This is a genomic window from Marinomonas primoryensis, assembly GCF_013372285.1.
GTDB classification, from domain to species: Bacteria; Pseudomonadota; Gammaproteobacteria; order Pseudomonadales; family Marinomonadaceae; genus Marinomonas; species Marinomonas primoryensis.
The window spans coordinates 2,614,495-2,629,227 of record NZ_CP054301.1 but is presented as its reverse complement, the minus strand read 5'-3'; the positions used below and the strand labels follow the sequence as shown (position 1 = coordinate 2,629,227).

At 44.7% G+C, this 14,733-nt stretch carries 10 protein-coding genes; 8 read left to right on the top strand and 2 right to left on the bottom strand.

Annotated features, from left to right (window positions below; all coding sequences use genetic code 11):
- Positions 1 to 309: 309 nt before the first annotated feature.
- The 3 genes from katG (at position 310) to MP3633_RS12140 (ending at position 5,242) form a co-directional block, all read left to right on the top strand.
- Positions 310 to 2,520: a catalase/peroxidase HPI gene (katG, locus tag MP3633_RS12150; protein WP_176335741.1), complete on the top strand. Its 2,211-nt coding sequence runs from the start codon at positions 310 to 312 to the stop codon at positions 2,518 to 2,520.
- A gap of 231 nt (positions 2,521 to 2,751) precedes the next feature.
- A complete protein-coding gene (locus MP3633_RS12145) occupies positions 2,752 to 4,635 on the top strand; it encodes a methyl-accepting chemotaxis protein (protein ID WP_176335740.1) in 1,884 nt (627 codons plus the stop codon).
- Between the two features lie 157 nt (positions 4,636 to 4,792).
- Complete coding sequence (locus MP3633_RS12140) at positions 4,793 to 5,242, top strand: DUF2127 domain-containing protein (RefSeq protein ID WP_176335739.1); 450 nt, start codon at positions 4,793 to 4,795, stop codon at positions 5,240 to 5,242.
- An 11-nt stretch (positions 5,243 to 5,253) separates the two neighbouring features.
- Here the strand turns inward: MP3633_RS12140 and MP3633_RS12135 are convergent, their stop codons facing one another.
- Both MP3633_RS12135 and MP3633_RS12130 read right to left on the bottom strand, forming a co-directional pair.
- The gene (locus tag MP3633_RS12135; RefSeq protein WP_176335738.1) at positions 5,254 to 6,114 is read right to left on the bottom strand and encodes a MurR/RpiR family transcriptional regulator; all 861 of its coding nucleotides are present in this window, start codon (positions 6,112 to 6,114) and stop codon (positions 5,254 to 5,256) included.
- A gap of 185 nt (positions 6,115 to 6,299) precedes the next feature.
- Positions 6,300 to 7,259, bottom strand: coding sequence for a sugar ABC transporter substrate-binding protein (locus MP3633_RS12130; protein WP_176335737.1), 960 nt, complete (start codon positions 7,257 to 7,259; stop codon positions 6,300 to 6,302).
- A gap of 455 nt (positions 7,260 to 7,714) precedes the next feature.
- Between MP3633_RS12130 and MP3633_RS12125 the strand changes: the two genes are divergently transcribed.
- The 5 genes from MP3633_RS12125 to iolD are packed head-to-tail and all read left to right on the top strand — an operon-like array spanning position 7,715 to position 14,724.
- Positions 7,715 to 8,872 carry an ABC transporter permease gene (locus tag MP3633_RS12125; protein ID WP_176335736.1) on the top strand — a complete coding sequence of 386 codons (1,158 nt, stop codon included), beginning with the start codon at positions 7,715 to 7,717 and terminating at the stop codon, positions 8,870 to 8,872.
- A 54-nt stretch (positions 8,873 to 8,926) separates the two neighbouring features.
- Entirely contained in the window at positions 8,927 to 9,724 is a 798-nt protein-coding gene (locus tag MP3633_RS12120; protein ID WP_112137846.1) for an ATP-binding cassette domain-containing protein, read from the top strand.
- Positions 9,725 to 9,736: 12 nt separating this feature from the next.
- Complete coding sequence (locus MP3633_RS12115) at positions 9,737 to 10,891, top strand: Gfo/Idh/MocA family protein (RefSeq protein WP_176335735.1); 1,155 nt, start codon at positions 9,737 to 9,739, stop codon at positions 10,889 to 10,891.
- Positions 10,888 to 12,858 (top strand): bifunctional 5-dehydro-2-deoxygluconokinase/5-dehydro-2-deoxyphosphogluconate aldolase, encoded by a 1,971-nt coding sequence (locus tag MP3633_RS12110; RefSeq protein ID WP_176335734.1) that lies wholly within the window; start codon positions 10,888 to 10,890, stop codon positions 12,856 to 12,858. Before MP3633_RS12115 ends, MP3633_RS12110 begins: the two co-directional genes overlap by 4 nt.
- Positions 12,859 to 12,861: 3 nt before the next feature.
- Positions 12,862 to 14,724 carry a 3D-(3,5/4)-trihydroxycyclohexane-1,2-dione acylhydrolase (decyclizing) gene (gene iolD / locus MP3633_RS12105; RefSeq protein ID WP_176335733.1) on the top strand — a complete coding sequence of 621 codons (1,863 nt, stop codon included), beginning with the start codon at positions 12,862 to 12,864 and terminating at the stop codon, positions 14,722 to 14,724.
- Positions 14,725 to 14,733 lie beyond the last annotated feature (9 nt).

Genomic DNA, 14,733 nt, shown 5'->3' with positions numbered 1-14,733 from the left:
TTTATAAGCAACTAATGAACCAATAGTTAGCCAAATGTTTTTATCAAGGTTATTTGAGGCGATATGACGAATAATTTCAGTAAATGTTTATGCGCTTTACACAATACTTGACTGGATTGGCGGAGTTGAATTTATAGGCGATGACGGTTTACTTCTGCCTTGAGTGCATCATGAAGAGGCATTAGCAGTGAGTGATATGTTGCCTATGGTGCTCTTAGTTTTTATTTATTGGTTACTTGTATTTTTTAAGTCTATAACTATAGTCACTCAAGAATAAAGTGTTCTAAGTCACAAGTAGGAGAGAAGATTATGTCGAATGAAGGTAAATGTCCTTTTAACCATGGAGCTGCTGATTCTAGTCAGTCTGCAGGACGTGGTAACTCTAACAAAGACTGGTGGCCAAATCAGTTGAATTTAAATGTTCTTCATCAACATTCAGCTAAATCTAATCCAATGGGTGAGGATTTTGATTACGCTGAAGAGTTTAAAAGTCTTGATTTAAACGCTATTCAGCAAGATCTTCATACGCTAATGACGGATTCACAAGATTGGTGGCCAGCAGATTATGGCCATTATGGACCGTTTTTTATTCGTATGGCTTGGCATAGCGCCGGTACTTATCGTACCGCCGATGGGCGTGGTGGAGCGACATCAGGAACACAACGTTTTGCACCACTAAATAGCTGGCCAGATAACGTCAACTTGGACAAAGCGCGTCGTCTGCTTTGGCCTATTAAGCAAAAATATGGCCGTAAAATATCTTGGGCTGATTTGATGATTCTTGCTGGTAATTGCGCTCTCGAATCGATGGGATTCAAAACTTTTGGATTTGCCGGTGGTCGAGTTGATGTGTGGCAACCAGAGGAAGATATTTATTGGGGTTCAGAAGGCGTTTGGTTAGAAGAAAGTGGCGGTAAGAATAGCCGTTACTCCGGTGAACGTGACTTAGAAAATCCTTTGGCTGCCGTACAAATGGGCTTGATCTACGTTAACCCAGAAGGGCCAGATGGCAAACCAGATACGTTGGCGTCTGCTCGTGATATTCGTGATACGTTCGCCAGAATGGCGATGAACGACGAAGAAACAGTTGCTTTAATTGCAGGTGGTCACACATTCGGCAAGGCACACGGTGCCGGTGATGCCGGTCAAGTTGGTAATGACCCAGAAGCATCGGGCTTAACTGAACAAGGTTTTGGCTGGAACAATACTCAAGGCACGGGTAATGGTGTTGATACTATTAGTAGTGGTCTTGAAGGTGCTTGGACGAAAAACCCAATTAAATGGGATAACGGTTTCTTTGATAACCTATTTGACTACGAGTGGGAACTAACTAAGAGCCCCGCGGGTGCTTGGCAGTGGGCGCCAAAAGGCACTGCTGGATCTAACAGTGTGCCAGATGCTCATGATGCAACGAAACGACATGCACCCATGATGTTTACGTCGGATTTAGCATTACGAGACGATCCAATTTATGCACCAATCTCAAAGCGTTTTCATGAAAACCCAGATCAATTAGCAGACGCTTTTGCTCGTGCTTGGTACAAATTGACTCATCGTGACATGGGGCCGGTCTCTCGTTATCTAGGGCCTTTAGTTCCTCAAGAGGAACTTATTTGGCAAGATCCGATTCCCGCAACAACACATGAATTGGTGACGGAACAAGATATTGCGGTTCTTAAAGAAAAGCTTGCAAATTCTGGTTTGTCTGTCGCTCAGTTGGTATCGACGGCTTGGGCATCCGCTTCTACTTACCGCGGTTCTGATATGCGCGGTGGGGCAAATGGTGCACGTCTTCGTCTTGCGCCACAAAAGGATTGGGACGTGAATCAGCCAGAGCTACTGGCGAGTGTTTTGAGTTCACTTGACGCGATCAAGGTTGAGTTTAATCGTGGTTCTACAACGCAAGTGTCTCTTGCTGATTTGATCGTGTTAGCAGGTTCTGTAAGTATTGAAAAAGCGGCGAAAGCGGCGGGTACCGTCATCACTGTTCCTTTCACGCCGGGCCGAACAGATGCGACTCAGGAACAAACAGACGTAGAGTCGTTTGATGTGCTTGAGCCTATAGCGGATGGTTTCCGTAATTATCAAAAAGGTAAGTACACGATCAGCACAGAAGAAATATTGTTGGATCGAGCGCAGCTACTGACGTTGTCAGCGCCAGAGATGACGGTACTTGTTGGTGGTTTACGTGTATTAGGTGCTAACGTCGGACAGTCACAACAGGGTGTTTTGACGAATCAACCAGAAACATTATCGAATGACTTCTTTGTAAACTTGCTCGATATGGATACCAAGTGGAATTCTGTTTCAAGTGATGAAGACGCGTTTGAAGGCAGAGACCGGAGTACGGGGGCTATTAAATGGACAGCTACTCGTGTCGATTTGGTCTTTGGCTCGAATTCGCAACTTCGTGCTATTGCGGAAGTGTACGCTTGTTCCGATTCACAAGAACGCTTTGTGAAGGATTTCGTGCAAGCATGGACAAAAGTAATGGAGCTGGATCGCTTTGATCTAGTCTAACCTCCTAGTGTGACCAACAACCAAACCCGTAATCCCAAAGGATTGCGGGTTTTTTTTATGAAAATAAGGCCGCTACAAAAAACAACGCGTTAAAGATAGCGCTTTGTACTCTGGTGTTATAAATTCGCCGGAATTGGTTAAGTTACACTTTTTAGTGGTAGTAATAAAAAATCAGACTAACATTAATGAGTGAAGTCGCGTTTTTAAATTTTTAAATAGGGTATTGGAACAATGAAGGTATCTCATAAAGTAGTGTTATGCGCTTCTGTGGTAGTTGCTTTAGCATTTACTGCATACTCATGGCTGCAGTACAGCAACCTTAGAACAGCACTCTATGAAAAAACGGATATCAGTACACAAGAAACGAGTAAGGCGTTGGCTTTACAAGTGGATCATTGGCTTAAAGGCAAAATGGATTTGATTGAGACAGTCTCTCAAACGGTTGATGCTAATTACAGTATGGAAACAATTCAAAAAGCGTTTGATCTGCCGCTTTATAAAAATGAGTTTTTGTTGCTTTTTGGTGGACTAGATGCAGGTGGGTCTCGAATTACCAATGATCCAAGTTGGAATCCAACTGGATGGGATGCTCGTAAGCGGCCTTGGTATGGCTTAGCTCAACAGCATAAACAAACCGTATTAACGGACCCTTATCCTGACTCGACAACCGGAGAAATCCTCATTTCTGTTGTGGCTACTTTCAGAGATAAAGGCACTTTTAAAGGGGCGTTTGGCGGAGACTTAAGCCTTGAAACGGTTTCCAATGCTGTTAACACTTTGAACTTTAATGACACTGGCTATGCGTTCTTATTAAATAAATCTGGCAAAATCATTAGCCACCCTAATGCAGATTTAAACGGAAAGTCTGTATCGAACTTGCTTCAAGGCAGTGTGTCTGCTTTGAAAACGAGTTTAGTTGAAAACCAACTTAAAGATGGCACATCTGTATTTGTGTCCTTCAGCCCATTGCCAAATTTGTATGGTGCTGACTGGTATGTTGGTGTTGTATTGGACGAAGGCAAATTATTTGCAAGTGTACGCGAGTTTGGCTGGATTGCGTTTTGGGGCACATTAATTGCGACCCTGTTGGTATCGGTTGTCTTGTATTTCATGGTGACTCGTTTGCTGCAACCGCTGCGTGCATTGCATGAATCTTTACAAGAAATTAATGGCGGTGAAGGTGACTTAACAAAACGACTAGACATTACCAGTAACGATGAATTTGGTGCTGTGTCTGGTGAGTTTAATCAGTTTGTTGGTTACCTACAGCATTTAATCAGTGAAGTGAAAGGACGCTCATTGAGTGTTCGTGCTAATACAGATAAAACAGCGGCGTCTTCTGCCCGTTCTTCTGCAGAGTTATATACTCAACTAAATGAACTGGATCAATTAGCAACGGCGATGCATCAAATGTCTGCAACGGCTCATGATGTGGCAGATAATGCTCAAACCGCGGCGAGCCGTGCGAATCAGGCGGATACTGCAGCAAAAGAAGGCGAAGCGGTTGTGGAGCGTACCACCGCATCCATTGCTCAGTTAACCGATCAAATGGGCAATGTTGTCAACACCATTAATGACTTAGTGGGTTACAGTGACAATATAGAATCCATTCTGACGGTTATTACGGCCATCGCGGATCAAACGAACTTGTTGGCATTGAACGCAGCCATTGAAGCGGCTCGTGCCGGTGAACAAGGTCGAGGCTTTGCGGTTGTTGCCGATGAAGTGAGAACACTTGCTTCGAAGACACAAGAGTCGACAGAGCAAATTAAAAAAATGATTCAGCAACTGCAAACGGGCGTACGAGGTGCTGAAAAAGTTATCCTTGAAAGTCGAGAAAATGCGAATTCAACGCAGCTTATCGCCAACCAAGCGAAAGATTCATTGCATGCTATTCGTGCAAGTATCAATGAAATTAATGATATGACAGTACAAATTGCTGCCGCCGCCGAAGAGCAAAGTGCGACGTCTAATGAGATCAATCGCAATACCACGAACATACGTGATATAAGCCAGTCGGTTTCAGATGCCGCTACGGAGCAATCTGCATTGTGTGAAACCATGGTGGAAATCACCACTCAACAAGCGAAATCTTTGGATAAATTTAAGGTGTAACGTTTGTTCTAGCGTTTAAAAGACAAGTCAGACATGGTTGCCTGACTTGTCTTTTTTATGCCTGATTTTCCATATCACATATCAAAATAAAATTGAACAATCACTTTTTTGTCATCTTGCTTGATTACTCTGACTGATTTAAACAGAAGTTGGGTGTATGAAGTTTGAAGGTCTGAATGCAATCGCTTTATTGGAGGGGGTTAAAGGTGTATTGGCGTTGCTGGTGGCCGTTGGCGTTAATGCATTAGCAGGACAAGATCTTTATCAATTAACCGAACAGATGATACGTCAATGGTCACTTTCACCCAGTAATCATTACCTTGCTTTGTTTCTGAATCTGCTCGAGAAGTTGACTCGTCAAAGCCTAACATGGGTGACCTTGCTTGCGTTTCTATACGCCAGCTTTCGCTTTGTTATGGCCTATGGGTTATGGAATAAATTACGCTGGACGGAATGGTTTGCCTTCATCAGTGGCTCGCTCTATATTCCCTTCGAACTCTACGCCATTTCTCAAACGCCTAATCTCGTCAATTTCTCAATACTAGCCTTTAACCTCATGGTCGTTACTTATTTGTATTGGGTGCTCAAACGTGGAGCACGGCCTTAACGATTTAAAGCCTAATGTTTCCATTCTATTTTTTTTGTATCGCCCATTTTTCCGTCACTGTTGAGTCTATATGCCAAGGCGACGAGTAGGGTTTGAGCTAATGTCATTGAAGAGGTGAGGGAGCGAAACCCCATGACTTCGGCTTCTTTTATATCAAAACAAACATCAGAAAGTGCCGCTAATGGGCTGATTTTACTGTCGGTAATGGCAATGACTTTTGCACCCGCCTTGAATGCGTACTCGCTTACGTTAACCGTTTCTTTGGCGTAAGGGCTAAAGGTTGTGGCAATAATGACATCGTTTTCACGTATGTTACTGGCTTGCTCTACCAGCATGCCACCACCACCATCGATGAGGTGAGTTGTTTTGTTTAAGTGTCTTAAACTGTAAGCGAAGTAGCTGGAAATAGGGTAGGCGCGACGCAGACCGATTAGATAAATATTTTGAGCATTTTCGAGTAGATCTACGGCTTTAGAGAGCATTTCTTGAGAGAAATGGTGGTTCATGTGGTTCATTGAAAACGCATTGCTGCTGCTGAATTCTTCTAAAATATGAGACGCATCTATTATCGTGCCAGCGTTACTTTTGCTGAGCTTTACTCGTTCACTGTAGCTGGACGTTTGCTCTACAAGAGCTTGGCGGAAGAGATTCTGCATTTCGCTAAAACCGTTGTATTCAAAGGCGGCAGCAAAACGTACAAGTGTTGAAGGAGGTACATCGCACTGTTCGGCAAGACTGGCAACGGTTTCTAGGGCGACAGTATTCGGGTGTTCTAGTAAAAAGCGCGCGACTTGTTGAAGTCGTTTACTTAAGTCGTCGTAGTTCCGACTAATTGCTTGTTGTAGTAGTTCAAGTGACGTTGGTGCAGCCAAGAAAGTGACTCCTAAAGTAGTAACCTAATACCAATTTTAAACAAGCATTATAGCGATAATTGACCCTAAATACTTACTGGTTTTTTTATACGGTCAAGGCGGCAAGCATAATTAAGCCTTGCCGCTGACGTGATAGATCATAGATGAGGTTGTCCTTAACCTCTTTTCTTGTTTTTCAAAGTGAATTAACGGAATTCCCCAGCGTATTTTTCAACCAATGCGATGTTGTCTTTGGTAATAAAACCAGGGCCAGAGTTAACATCGTTACTTGGAATCAAACCGTAGCGAGAATAAAGCGTTAGGAAGCTGATAGGTAGGTAACCTTGTAGATACGGTTGTTGGTCTATCGCGAAGTCAATTTTGCCATCTTTAATGGCGGCAGAAATTTCACCACTTAAATCAAACGTACCGAAATAAATGTCTTTCAAGTTTCGGTTTTTAGACAAAGCTCGCAACGTTGGATGTGCAGAGGTTGGTCCTAACGTTAGGATCGCCTGAGTATCTGGATGCTTACGCAAGTAAGCCGATACTTTAGTCTCTACGTTGGTTGGATCTGATCCAGAGTCGATCATTTGGCTACCAAGCTCTACGCCTAAGCCTTTCGCGAAGCCCATACAGCGCTCAACAGAAGCTGGGTTGGTAATATAATGGTTAACACAAAGGAAAGACTTTACGCCTTGTTTCTTCGCGCGTTCACCTGCGCCGAAGCCAGCTGCAAACTCAGGTTGGCCTACATGCAATAAAGCGCCCAATGCTTTGGATTGTTGCTGAGTACCAGAGTTCATCGTAATAAAAGGAATACCTTTGAGAGAGGCTTTATTTAGAGGGCCTTCCAATGTGTCGAAGTCGGCAATAGAAAGCACGATACCATCAGGGTTTGTTGCGACGGCTTGCTCAACGATACGCGCCATATCGGCTAGATCGCCGGTTGGAGGGTTGCGATATTCGACGGTAACATTCATATCAGAAGCGGCATGTTTAACCGCATTCTTAATGACGTTCCACCATGAATCAGAGTCTGGGGCATGGGATATAAACACGTAGCGTTCGCCTTCGGCGTGGACTGTTGATGACATAGACATAACGCCTAAAGTCGCCGCACCTGCTACCAGTATGGCTGTGCTTTTCTTAAGAAGGTTCTTCATTCCAACTATCTCCGTTTTGTTTAATTATTTTTGTTGTTACGTATTTTTGGATTTAGTAAACACCGCTGCTGATTCATTTTTAATCAGAGTCGAAATGATATTAGAATGAACGTTTCATAATTGCAACATTTTGGAATTTTTGGTTTTTTATTGTTTGGATTTACTATATATTATTGTTTTTAAACGTTTTTATTTAATATCCATGTTTGTTTCTAGGCTTTTTTAAAGTCTTTTAATGTAAATTTAATAAAAATATTTATTTTGCCTATTGAAAAAAATGAAATAAATATTCTATTATGGTTTCATTGTTGAAACGAAAAGACAGTAAGTTCTATCACGTTCTTAGATGCACTACTTAAGTTCCCTATGCGATTGTCTTTGTTAGGTTTAAGTAGTAAATGGTTAGAGCATGATTAGAAGCCACAAAAAATAAATATAAAAATAGGTGAAACGCTATGACTGATCAAACTCAACCTGTTGAGGTATCTAAAATAGAAGAAGATAAATCAACTGGTGTCAACGCAGCAGCAGATGAACGGGTTCGTAATGTTCCTGCTTGGAAGCGACTCTTGCATCGACCTGAATTTGGCGCCATTTCTGGTGCGGCTCTCGTATTTGTCTTTTTCTTCATTACCGCGGGCGATTCTGGCATGTTTGCCTCTGACGGCATCATGAACTGGGCAACCGTTTCGGCGCAATTAGGTTTGATCGCAATCAGTGCGTGTTTGTTGATGATCGCCGGCGAGTTTGATTTATCCATTGGTTCCATGATCGGTTTTGCTGGCATGATGATGACCATTCCTGCTGTGTATTGGGGGTGGCCAATTTGGGGAGCCATTCTTTTTGCTTTCGCTGGCGCCATGCTGATTGGCTTCCTGAATGGTTATATTGTGGTTAAAACGGGTCTGCCTTCTTTTATTGTGAGCCTGGCGTTTCTTTTTATTCTACGCGGTTTGACTATTGCGCTGTCTATTCTATTCACTAATCGCACCATCGTAGGTGGTATTGATAAATACGCTGAAGGAGATTGGCTGGCAGTTATTTTTGGCGGAAGAATAGGTCAGGGCGTGTTTATTTGGCTTGCTGATATGGGAATTGGTAGTACCTATGACGATGGTTATCCCGTCGTTGATGGAGTCCCTATGGTGATTGTCTGGTGTTTAGGATTGGCGATTATTGCGAGTTGGGTTCTGTTACGCACGCCGTTTGGTAATTGGATCTTTGCCACTGGTGGAGATAACAAAGCGGCGCGTAACGTCGGTGTTCCCGTCGATAAAGTAAAAATCTCTTTGTTCATGTTTACTGCTTTTACGGCCACAGTTTACGCCGCTTGTCAGGTATTTGAGTTTGGCTCTGCGTCGGCAGATCGAGGCGTATTAAAAGAGTTTGAAGCCATTATCGCGGTGGTTATTGGTGGTGCTTTGCTCACCGGTGGTTACGGCTCTGTTATCGGTGCTTGTTTTGGTGCATTGATCTTTGGTGTGGTCCAAATGGGTATTTTCTTCACTGGTATTGACTCAGATTGGTTCCGAGTTTTCTTAGGCGGCATGCTGTTAATCGCTGTTTTGTTCAACAACTATATCCGTAAAAAAGTGACAGAAGCCCGACATTAGATCGGTGTCCGTATTCGAGTTTACTTTTTGGATGAAGAATTTAGGAGAACAAAAATGAGTGATTTTATAATTGAATTGAAGAATGTGAGCCGCTACTTCGGTTCTGTCATCGCCTTAAAAGACATTAATATGCAAGTGAGATTGGGTGAAGTTCACTGTTTGTTAGGCGACAACGGCGCGGGTAAATCAACGCTCATCAAAACATTAGCAGGGGTGCATGCACCAAGCGAAGGCGAATACTATTTAGATGGTAAAGCGGTCGTGTTTAAGTCCCCAGTAGAGGCACTGGATGCGGGAATCGCAACGGTGTATCAAGATCTTGCGCTTGTGCCCTTGATGAGCGTTACACGTAACTTTTTCATGGGCCGAGAGTTAACCACAGGGCGCGGTATCTTTAAGCGTTTTGATATTGAGAACGCTAATAAGATTGCGCAATCTGGCATGTCAGAAATGGGTATCAATGTTCGTGATCCTTCGCAAGCTATTGGCACCATGTCTGGAGGTGAAAAACAATGTTTAGCGATCGCTCGTGCGATTCACTTTGGTGCCAAGGTTCTTATATTAGACGAGCCAACAGCGGCATTGGGTGTGAAGCAGTCTGCGAATGTATTAAAAGTGGTTGCCAAAGCCAAAGCCAGAGGATTAGCGGTGATCTTGATTACCCACAATGTACATCATGCTTATCCCATTGCTGATCGTTTTACACTACTAAACCGTGGTCAAAGCCTAGGTTCTTTCTTGAAGTCAGAAGTAAGCCGGGAAGATGTTTTAGAAATGATGGCGGGCGGTCAAGAGTTAGACGAATTGACCGCTGAATTAGAAGAGTTCAGCCGATTAGATGCCACAGCCTAAAGGAAAGTCATTATGACAACGAATAAAATGCGTGTGGGTTTGGTTGGTTCAGGTTACATGGGAAAAGCACATGCCATTGCTTATCGTAATGCAATAGCGGCCTTTGCGATTCCACAGGGGCAATTGCAGTGTGAAATGCTGGCCGATGCAACACCAGAACTGGCTGAGATGAAGGCTCAAGAGCTGGGCTTTAACCGCTCAACAGGGGATTGGAAACGCTTAATTAATGACCCTGATATTGATGTGGTGGATATTTGTGCCCCCAATTTTTTACACAAAGACATTGCGCTGGCCGCCATTGCCGCTGGAAAACATGTTTACAGTGAAAAGCCTCTAGCGCTGAACGCTGATGACGCTAAGGAAATGACCGAAGCGGCTGAGTTAGCAGGTGTAAAAACCTTGGTTGGCTTTAATTACATCAAGAATCCTACAGTGCAATTTGCCAAGCAATTGATTGAACGTGGCGACATCGGTGACGTGGTGCATTTTCGCGGTGTGTTTAACGAAGATTATTTGGCCGATTCGAATTTGCCCTTTAGCTGGCGTTTGCAAAAACAGTTTGCTGGTACGGGGGCGCTAAACGATTTGGCCTCGCATCTTGTGCAATTGGCGATTCATTTGGTGGCACCGATTCAGTCCTTGTGCGCGGATCTTAAAGTGGTTCATCAACAGCGTCCTTTAGCTCAAGGCGAAGATGGCGTTGGTAATGTTGAAAACGACGATCAAGCTCACATGATGGTGCGTTTTGCTAATGGTGCGCAAGGTACGTTAGAAGCCTCACGCATTGCTTGGGGACGCAAAAATGGTCTGTCGTTTGAAATTACGGGGACTAAGGGAACCTTGATTTTTGACCAAGAAACTTTGTCGGAGTTGTCTTTGTACATCAATGAAGGGAACCCGCAAACGCAAGGTTTTAAACGTATTTTGGTTGGCCCTGAGCACCCTGATTATCAAGCCTTTTGTGTTTCAGCGGGTCACGGTCTGGGTTTCAATGACATGAAAGCGGTTGAAATCCGAGATTTATACCAAGGCATAGTACATAACGCGCCATTGTGGCCTGATTTTCGAGCGGCGACACAGGTAAATATCATTCTCGATAGCGTGGTTGAATCCGTTGATAAAAGAGCGTGGGTCGAGGTTGAGCAGTACGATGGGGAACAAAAATGAATAATAAAAAATTGGATGTTATTTGCTTAGGGCGTGCCGCTGTTGACCTGTATTCGGAACAAATTGGCGCGCCATTAGAAGACGTGAGTAGCTTTAAGAAATACCTTGGCGGCTCGTCTTGCAATATTGCGTTTGGGACCTCTCGCATGGGGTTGAAGTCGGCCATGTTAACGCGGGTCGGCGATGAACACATGGGGCGATTTGTCCGTAAAGAATTGGCACGAGCCGGTGTGGATGTTTCTCATGTTGTCACCGATGAAGAGCGTTTAACCGGTTTGGTGTTGTTGGGTATCAAGGACAAAGATACCTTTCCATTAATCTTTTACCGTGAAAACTGCGCTGACATGGCGATCAGCGAAGACGATTTTGACGAAGCTTACATCGCTTCAGCAAAAGCCTTGTTGATCACCGGAACGCATTTTTCCACCAAAGGCACAGACCAAGCCGCTAGAACGGCGATTCAATACGCGAAAGCCAATAATACTAAAGTCGTGGTCGACATCGATTATCGTCCTGTGTTGTGGGGGTTAACTGGTCGTGGTGAAGGTGAAAATCGTTTTGTGTCGAACGACTCTGTGACTCAGCATCTTTTATCTATCATGCCATTGTGTGATTTGGTGGTCGGAACAGAAGAAGAGTTTCATATCGCAGGTGGCAGTGAAGACACCATCGAATGTTTAAAGCGGATCCGCCATGTTTCGTCTGCTGAGTTGGTGGTAAAACGCGGTGCTTTGGGTTGTTCTGTATTTAAAGGGGCGATCCCAGTGACATTAGACGAGGGCATTACTCGTTATGGCGTCACAGTTGATGTGTTAAATGTGTTGGGGGCAGGCGACGCTTTTTTGAGTGGTTATTTACGCGGCTGGATTCAGGGGGAAACCACTGAAAATGCGTGTGATTATGCCAATGCTTGCGGTGCCATAGTGGTGTCTCGACATGGTTGTTCGCCTGCCATGCCGAGTCGTGAAGAGCTGGATTATTATCTGATTCACCGTGATGACATTCCACGTCCTGATCTTGATCCAGTACTTAACTATTTACATCGTGTGACAACGCAACGCACTGTGCGTCATGAGCAGGGTAAAGAATGGCAAGACATGTGTATTTTGGCGTTTGATCATCGACGTCAATTCGTGGATATGTGTCGTGAAGCAGGTGTGCCACTGTCGCAAATATCCAAAGCCAAAAAATTGATATTAGAAGCCGCTTATCAAGGGGCTTCTAGCCTAGAAGGCAACGTTGGCGGTACGGGTATTTTAGCCGATGGTACCTTTGCACAAGATGTATTGAATGATATTACGGGCAAAGATCATTGGATTGCTCGTCCAGTAGAGCTGCCAAGCAGTCGACCACTTCGATTCGAATTAGGCAACAACGTAGGGCAAACTATTGCGACTTGGCCTGTGAATCACATTGTGAAATGTTTGGTTTTTTATCATCCCGATGACGCCATTGCATTGCGTAATGAGCAAGAGCAGAAAGTCATGGATCTTTACCGTGCTTGCTGCACAACAGGCCATGAGTTGCTTGTTGAAATCATTCCTCCAGCCGATTCAGATGTACAAGACGATACCTTGTCTCGTTCAATTGAACGCTTTTACAACTTGGGCGTGTTTCCAGATTGGTGGAAGCTGCCTTCGCCCAGTAAAGCCGCTTGGAAAAATATTGGTGATCTGATCAAAGCGCGATCGCCTTATTGCCGAGGCGTGGTATTGCTTGGTTTGGACGCGCCAGTTGAAGAGCTAAAAGCTGGTTTTAATGCCGCAGCAGGGCAAGATATTTGCAAAGGCTTTGCCATCGGACGCACTATTTTCTCCGAACCAACTAAGGCTTGGCTAAGAAAAGAAATCGATGACAAGGAATTCACTTCAAGGGTTAAAAAGAACTATTTGGAAATGAGTGAGTTATGGCAGCAGCGTAATGGCAAAAACCTTGGTGAACAATCTGCTAAGCGGATGGAGGCATAAAAAATGGAAACATTACGTTTAACCATGGCACAAGCTCTGGTCAAGCATCTACAAGTTCAGTTCACCGTGATTGATGGTGTAGAGGTGCCGCTGTTCGGTGGTGCTTGGGCGATCTTCGGACACGGTAACGTGGCTGGAGTAGGCGAGGCATTGGCACAGGTTAAAAACGAGTTCACCACGTTTCGAGCGCATAACGAACAGGGTATGGCATTGGCTGCTTGCGCTTACGCGAAACAGCATCGTCGTCAACGTATTATGGCCTGTACATCGTCCATTGGCCCTGGTGCAACCAACATGATTACGGCTGCGGGTTTGGCCATGGCCAATCGCTTGCCTGTGTTGTTTTTACCAGGTGATGTTTTTGCGACTCGAACGCCAGATCCTGTGTTACAACAAGTAGAGCATTTTAATGATCCGACGATGTCGGTGAATGATTGTTTTCGTCCAGTGTCGCGTTATTTTGATCGTATTAATCGCCCAGAGCAGCTGGTCACCAGTTTGCCAGCGGCCATTAATACCATGTTGGATCCGATTACTTGTGGCCCTGCGACCTTAGCATTGCCACAAGATGTGCAAACCATGGCGTTTGATTTTCCAATAAATTTCTTTGCCAAGAAAGTTCATAAACTGCGTCGTAATCGAACCGATGTGGATCAATTAGCGGCGGCCGTTGACGCGATTAAAAAGGCAAAAAAGCCATTAATTTTGCTTGGCGGAGGCGTGCATTACAGCTTGGCGGTAGAAGAAGCGACAGCGTTTATTGAGCAATATCAGATTCCCGCGTGTGAAACACAAGCCGGCAAGGGAGCGTTGGCTTGGGATCATAAGTTCAATCTTGGCTCGGTCGGCGTAACCGGATCGAGTGCGGCCAATGCGGCGGCACAAGAAGCGGATTTGATTATTGCCATTGGCACACGGTTGCAAGATTTCACTTCGGCATCTCGTACATTATTTGCAAATCTGGATCACACTTTACTGAGTCTAAACGTGACGCCGTTCGATGCAGAAAAACATCGTTCTTTACCTTTGGCCGGTGATGCAAAAGTGACACTGCAAGAACTAATGACTGAGGTGGGAGATCACCTAACGCCATCGTCCTGGGTGGATCATGTTCACGCGTTGAATCACACATGGCTGTCAGCAGTGGATCAAGCGACGGCCTTGCCCACACAAGCGAACGACAAACACTACTTGCCGACGGATGCGAATGTCATTGGCGTAATCAATCGTTTTGCCTCGGTTGATAGCACCATAGTACAAGCCGCTGGTGGTTTGCCGGGTGAATTACATAAGCTTTGGCGCACGTCTTCTGATCTTGGCTATCACGTGGAATACGGTTTTTCGTGTATGGGTTACGAACTAGCGGGTGGCCTAGGTGTGAAAATGGCAACGCCAGAACGAGAGGTGATCGTGATGGTGGGAGACGGCAGTTATTTAATGCTGAACTCGGAAATCGCTACCTCTGTCATGTTGGGTTTAAAACTCACTATTGTCGTTTTGGATAACCGAGGTTACGCCTGTATCAATCGATTACAGCAAGCGTGCGGCGGCGAACCGTTCAATAACTTATTGCAAAACTGTCACACGGTTGAAGCGGGCGCTCCTAAAACAGACTTTGCCGCACACGCGAAAGCCTTGGGTGCGGCGTCTGAAAAAGTGGCTTGTCTGGCGGAACTAGAAGCCGCATTAGCGCGAGCAAGAGCCAGTGATAAAACCTATGTGATTGCGATAGACACCGACCCAATGCCAAGCACGCAAGCAGGCGGGGCGTGGTGGGATGTGGCCGTACCAGAAGTGTCAACTCGTGACACTGTGGTAAACGCCGAACATCAGTACAAAATAGCCAAACAGCAACAGCCTTATTAACTTTTAGAT